6 protein-coding genes are annotated in these 4,549 nt (G+C 69.1%); 3 read left to right on the top strand and 3 right to left on the bottom strand.

What is annotated here, in order from left to right:
- On the bottom strand, positions 1–217 hold a 217-nt coding region (locus tag BJQ90_RS18620; RefSeq protein ID WP_226761691.1), incomplete at its 3' end, for a helix-turn-helix domain-containing protein.
- An 89-nt stretch (positions 218–306) separates the two neighbouring features.
- Between BJQ90_RS18620 and BJQ90_RS18625 the strand changes: the two genes are divergently transcribed.
- Positions 307–720: a hypothetical protein gene (locus BJQ90_RS18625; protein ID WP_226761692.1), complete on the top strand. Its 414-nt coding sequence runs from the start codon at positions 307–309 to the stop codon at positions 718–720.
- Between the two features lie 125 nt (positions 721–845).
- Here the strand turns inward: BJQ90_RS18625 and BJQ90_RS18630 are convergent, their stop codons facing one another.
- Together BJQ90_RS18630 and BJQ90_RS18635 are read right to left on the bottom strand one after the other, a co-directional pair.
- Positions 846–1,520, bottom strand: a complete 675-nt coding sequence (locus BJQ90_RS18630) for a hypothetical protein (protein WP_226761693.1) — start codon at positions 1,518–1,520, stop codon at positions 846–848.
- Between the two features lie 283 nt (positions 1,521–1,803).
- On the bottom strand, positions 1,804–2,706 hold the full coding sequence (locus BJQ90_RS18635) for a diacylglycerol/lipid kinase family protein (RefSeq protein ID WP_226761694.1): 903 nt from the start codon (positions 2,704–2,706) through the stop codon (positions 1,804–1,806).
- 125 nt (positions 2,707–2,831) lie between these two features.
- Between BJQ90_RS18635 and BJQ90_RS18640 the strand changes: the two genes are divergently transcribed.
- Complete coding sequence (locus BJQ90_RS18640; RefSeq protein ID WP_226761695.1) at positions 2,832–3,788, top strand: J domain-containing protein; 957 nt, start codon at positions 2,832–2,834, stop codon at positions 3,786–3,788.
- 21 nt (positions 3,789–3,809) lie between these two features.
- Positions 3,810–4,277 (top strand): tRNA (cytidine(34)-2'-O)-methyltransferase, encoded by a 468-nt coding sequence (locus tag BJQ90_RS18645; RefSeq protein ID WP_226761696.1) that lies wholly within the window; start codon positions 3,810–3,812, stop codon positions 4,275–4,277.
- Positions 4,278–4,549: the final 272 nt, after the last annotated feature.

The raw sequence follows: 4,549 nt of genomic DNA on the forward strand, positions 1-4,549 counted from the left end.
CGCCAAGTTTGCGGAATTCCACGGCCAGGAGCCCGTCCTGCACCATCCGGTCCAGATGGAAGGATGCCGTACTCCGGGGCAGCCCAAGGGCACCCGCGGCGTCGTCGCGGCTGACGGCGGACCCGGCGGCGGCGACGAAATCGAACAGCTTCCGGCGGTTGTCATCCCCCAGTGAGGCGACGGCGGCCATCCTGCGGTTCCAGGGCGCTCGGGTCATGAAATTAGTCTATCTCTAAAAACAAGATCCGTTGCTTAAGTAGCCGAGCCGCTCTAAAATCAAGATATCAACTTTTAGAAGGAGCCATCATGAAATCCTCTGCAGTCATCGGCACCCCCGCCAGCCCCCTGGCCGCGGCTCCGCAGCGGCAGGCCTTCCTGCTGCTGCGGACGGTCTTCACCGTCGCACCGGTGGTCTTTGGCCTGGACAAGTTCACTAATCTGCTCACCGACTGGACCATGTACCTGGCGCCCGCGGTCACCGCCGTTGTGCCGCTGCCGGCGCAGACGTTCATGTACGTCGTCGGTGTGGTGGAGATTGTCGCCGGTGTGACGGTGGCGGTGAGGCCGCGGTTCGGCTCGCTGCTCGTGGCCGCCTGGCTCCTTGGCATCATCCTCAACCTCCTCATCCTGGGCAGCTTCTTCGATGTGGCCCTGCGCGATTTCGGCCTGCTGGTCGGTGCGCTGGCACTGAATCGGCTCTCGCCGGCGAAAGCCCGCTGAGCCGGGCGATCCGCCCCGGCCCGTGGCCCCGCGAGGGTTGCCGTGAGCCAGCGGCTCGAACCGGTGGAGTCAGCCGGCGGAGTCACTCCGCCGGCGGCTCCAACCGCTGAAGTCGGCCGGCGGAGTCAGTCCGCCGGCGGTACGGCGGCGAGGCCGGCTCCGACGTCGGCCCGCGCCGCCGCGAGTGTGGCGGCGTCCGGGCAGGAGACGGAGATGTAGACGGAGGAGCCTGCCTTGCTAAACATCCGGGCGTAGATGGCTGTTGCCCGTGCTCCCGCAGAAGCTCGATCCTCGAGCACCAGCACCTCGACGCGCGGGCCCGGCTGGTCGGCCGCGCCGCCCCAGCGCAGGGTGTCCGTGGTGAGGTAGGAGGGCAGGATGCTCGGATCCAGGTACTGGAACAGCGCGGCAGTCGAAGCGCTGTCATCCCCGAGGACAGCGAGCGGACCCTGGTTCGTCCGGACCCTGGCCCAGGCAACGCAGCCGTCTGCTTTGACGTATTCGCTTCCGCCGGCCACATTCTGTTTTCCGGGCTTCCACCCCGGGGACTCGCGGAGCCCGTCGGAGAGCTGGACGGGCACGCCGGCCGCCAGGGTGTCGCCGGCGGTGAAGGGCATGTCCTTCGCCGCGACCGCCGCGGAGTCGTGGCCCGGGGTGACGGTCGGGGTGGCGAGCGCCGGAGTCACCGGAGCTGCAGCGGGTGCGGCGGGGTCCGGAATGCCGACGCTGCACCCGGTCAGCGTGACGGCCAGGGTGGCGGCCACGGCGAGCGCCAGGAACGCGCTGCTCCCCGGGTGCATACTGCAGGTTCGGCGGGAACGGCGGCAAAGAACCGCGGTTGGCCTCGCGCCGGTTTCCCGCTTAGTTCCCATGCCCTGCTCCGCCCCAATCTGCCATGCCGTTCCGCGTTCCCGCCCTGGCCTCCGCACGATTCTAGACTCCCGCCGTGAAAGCATCGCCCAATGCCGCCGGCTCCCCGGGACAAATCCGGCCGTACCCTGCCTGCCGCACCCTGCCGGCCGTACCCTGCCGGCCGTACCCTGCCTGCCGTACCCTGCCGGCCGTAGCCTGCCGGCCCGCGGGTCAGGCCAGGACGCGGACCGCCCCGGGTACCACCTCGATGGTGAGGGGCAGCGGACCAATCCGCTCCCCGTCGGCATAGGCCACCACCTTGTCCGCCGACAGTTCGACCTTGCGGACCCGCCGGATCTGCACGGCCGGATGCCCGAGGTGGCCCCCGGAAAAGACCTTCGGAAAGACTTTCAGCAGGCCCGCCCGGGAGAGCGGGCCAACAATGAAAAGGTCCAGGTAGCCATCGTCCAGCACAGCGTCCGGGGCGATCTTCATGCCGCCGCCGATCGACTGGCCGTTGGCGACGGAAATCAGCATGGCCCCCTGCCGCCAGCTCTCGCCGTCGGCCGTCACGGTGTAGTCGATCGGCCGGAACGAGGCGAGTTCGCGGAGCATGGCGAGGTTGTAGCGGGCCTTGCCCCGGGGCCACCGCCAGGCGTTGGCCCGTTCGTTGACAGCCGCGTCGAACCCGGCGGACAGCACGCCGGCAAACCAGCAGGACATCCCCTCGGCTGAGACGCGTCCGGCGTCGATCAGCCTGCCGCCGGCGGCCAGGGCCTTGAGCACCCCCGCACAGGCGCCGGGCAGATCGTGCGCCGGCACACCGAGCGCCCGGGCCATATCGTTTCCGGTGCCGGTCGGGACAATCCCCAGCGGGACCGCGCCATAGGGCATGCCCGATCCGGCGAGCGCGTTGACGCCGAGGTGGACCATCCCGTCACCGCCCACCACGACGAGGGCATCCACCCCCGAGGCCAGTGCCTTCTCCACTGCCCGTGCCAGCGCGGCGTAGCTCTCCTCGCAAAGCAGGACAACGTCCGCCCCGGCCGCCCGGAACAGGTTCGCAGCCTCATTGCCGGCACGCCGCCCACGGCCAAAGGAGGCCCGCGGATTGACGGCAAGGGCGATAATCATGCGCTGAATTATGCCAGCCATCGGGAACAATCAGTGCTGGTGCGCTCGTTGTTCCCCTAGCCGGTTAAACTGGCCACGCCGGACGTCCAGGATGGGCTGGCACCATCTACGCAAAGGATTCTTGCTTGACGCAGGGCAACAGCTCGCACTACCAGGTCCTCCGGATCCCGGTGACGGCGACGGACAAGGAAATCAAGGTGGCCTACCGCAGGGCCGCCCGCACCGCGCACCCCGACCACGGCGGCGACCCCGCTGCCTTCCGCCGTGTCACGCTCGCCTACGAGACGCTGATCGACGCCAAAAGCCGTGCGGACTACGACCGGTCGTACGGCAGCGGACGCGGCACCTTCGCCGGTCCGGATGCCGACGAGGGGGCCCACTTTGATGCCCCGGCGGCCGGCAGCCGCGCCTCCGCCAACGTGCGGCGTCCGAATACGCCCCGGAATACCGCGGCCGACGCCCCGGTCTACGTCCCGCCCTTCGAGCAGTACGCCCGGACGGGCGAGGTGCCGCTGATCCCGGAGGACCTGGCCCGCCAGCAGGTCCACGGGCTGCCCCGCAAACGGGGAATTTTCGGGGCGGAAGCCAGGATCCAGCGGGAGATGCGGACGGTTCAGCTCATCAGCCGGCAGATCCTCCCCGCCATCCCGGCGGCGCGGCTCATCAACGGCCTGCAGTCTCCGGCGGACAACAGCCACATCGACCATGTGGTGCTCTCCGGCTACCGCATGGCAATCATCGGCTCCATGCTCCTCCCGCCCGGCGCCTACGCCTGGAACGGCAGCGCCCTGACCCACGGCGGCCGGTCAATCGCCCCGCCCCAGCTGGCCCACGTCGTCCGCCGGATGCAGGACATCTTCCCGGAACTCAACGTCACCGGCTGGACCGTGGTCCACAGCACCGACGGGAACCTGCACGAACCGGTAATCGACCGGCACCGCCGCTCCGGCGCGCACGAGACTGTCCAGGTGGTCAACGCCGCCGGGCTGGCCCGCGGCCTCAAGCAATTCCTGAGTTCCGGCCCGGCCCCCAACACCGTCGTGGTTCCCGTGCTCGCCCGGCTGCTGCGCGGGATGCACTAGCCGGCTCGCTAGGATGGAACAGTGTTCCGCATCCTCTTCCACACCCCAGAAATCCCGGGCAATACGGGCAATGCCATCCGGCTGGCTGCCATCACCGGCGCCGAGCTGCATCTGGTCGAGCCCCTGGGCTTCGATTTCTCCGACGCCAAGCTGCGGCGGGCCGGCCTTGACTACCACGACCTCGCGGTCGTCACCGTGCACCAGGACATCGACGCGGCTTGGGCGGCCCTGGCCCCGGAGCGGGTCTTCGCCTTCACGTCCGACGGCGAAACCTCCTATACGGACATCAGCTACCGGCCCGGCGACGTGCTGCTCTTCGGCCGCGAGTCCGACGGCCTGCCGGAGGAACTCAAACACGACCCCCATGTCACGTCCCGGGTCCGGCTGCCCATGCTGCCCGCGCTTCGCTCGCTGAACCTTGCGAACGCCGCCTCCATCGCGGTCTATGAAGCCTGGCGGCAGAACGGATTCGCCGGCGCGAGGCTGTAGCCACCGCAACTTTTTCCTGCGCCCCGCCCATCCGGTTCCCCGACTGTCCCGAATCACTTGTGAAGCCCGATCCGAGAAGCGGGCGCCGGGAACGGGGAAAGGAGCGAGGAGCGGCAGGTGACTACAGTGCAGGTGGACCGACGTCCAGCCGGGCGGATTGTGGGCGGCCACGCCCCCGGCGCAGCCTTTCCTGCCCCTCGTTCGGCGGCGGGCACCTTATGCTTGAAGGTGATGGAAACTCCCAACGCCCCGAACCCCGAGGCCGCTGCTCC

It is taken from the genome of Arthrobacter sp. SO3 (assembly GCF_020532825.1).
Classification (GTDB): domain Bacteria; phylum Actinomycetota; class Actinomycetes; order Actinomycetales; family Micrococcaceae; genus Arthrobacter.